The sequence below is a fragment of the Streptomyces sp. LS1784 genome, assembly GCF_020103755.1.
Lineage (GTDB): Bacteria > Actinomycetota > Actinomycetes > Streptomycetales > Streptomycetaceae > Kitasatospora.
In genome coordinates this window covers 1-1,133 of sequence record NZ_JAHSQD010001107.1, presented here as the reverse complement: position 1 = coordinate 1,133, position 1,133 = coordinate 1, and the positions used below count along the sequence as shown (strand labels likewise).

Here is a 1,133-nt window from a genome sequence, read left to right as displayed (position 1 = left end):
GCACCCGCGCCAGCGCCGTGGTCGCCCGCTCCGCGCCGAGCGGGCCGACCACGCTCGCCGCCCGGGCCGTGAACTCCAGTACGCCGTCCGCCCGCAGCCTCCCGAGGTCGCCGGTCAGCAGCACCCGCCCGTCCGGGTCGAAGTCCGCCGGGACGAAGCGGCGCGCGGTCTCCTCGGGCCGGTTCAGGTAGCCGCGGGCCAGCCCGGCGCCGCCGATCGCGATCTCGCCGAGCCGCCCGTGTTGCAGCGGCGTGCTGTCAGGCCCCAGCACGTACACCCGGGTGCCGGGGAAGGGTCGGCCGACCAGCGAGACCCGTTCGGCGCCGTCGGCGGCGGCCGCGCCCCGGGCGTCGAACCAGGTGCTGTCCACGGTGGCCTCGGCCAGGCCGTAGACGTTCAGCACCCTGGTCCGCTCGCCGAGCAGCCGCTGCAGGCCCGACTGCTCGTCCAGGTACCACTTCTCGGCGCCGACGGTGAGCAGCCGCACCCCGGGCAGCCCGCTGCCGGTCCGTGCCAGGAGCGTGGTCAGCCGGCGCGCGGTGCGGACGTTCAGTTCCAGGACGGTGATCCGCTCGGCCGCGACCAGGGCGGGCAGCGCTCCGAGGTCGGCGGTGCGGTCCAGGGTGAGGTTGAACGGGGTGACGACCAGGGTGGCGCCGGTGCCGAGGGTCCGGACCCAGTCGGCAGTGAAGACGTCGAACTCCAGGCTCGCGGTCTGCAGGATCCGGTCCTCGGCGGTGAGCCCGTACACCTCGCGCCAGCCCTCGTACGCGGCCAGCAGGTTGCGGTGCTCGATCAGCGCGCCGGTGGGCAGGCCGGTGGAGCCGGAGGTGTAGAAGACACAGGCGAGGTCGGTGGTGGAGACCTCGGGCGGCTCGAACGGTGTCTTCGCGGGGTCGGCCGTGTCGACGCAGACCAGCCGCGCCCCGCCGGCGTCCGCCAGCCGCACCCGGTGGCGCTCCTCGGTCACCACCACGTCCGGCGCGGCGTCCGCCAGCACGTGCCGCAGCAGCGGGTCCGGCGCGGTGGGCTCCAGCGGAACGAACGCCGCGCCCGACTTCAGCACGGCCAGCAACGCCACGTACACCTCGGTGCCCCGGCCCAGCGCGACCGCCGCCCGGCCGCCAGGGGCC

General features: G+C 75.8%; 1 protein-coding gene. It reads right to left on the bottom strand.

The window, feature by feature from the left end; all coding sequences use genetic code 11:
- On the bottom strand, positions 1–1,133 hold a 1,133-nt coding region (locus tag KS423_RS45965), incomplete at both ends, for an AMP-binding protein (protein ID WP_224285585.1).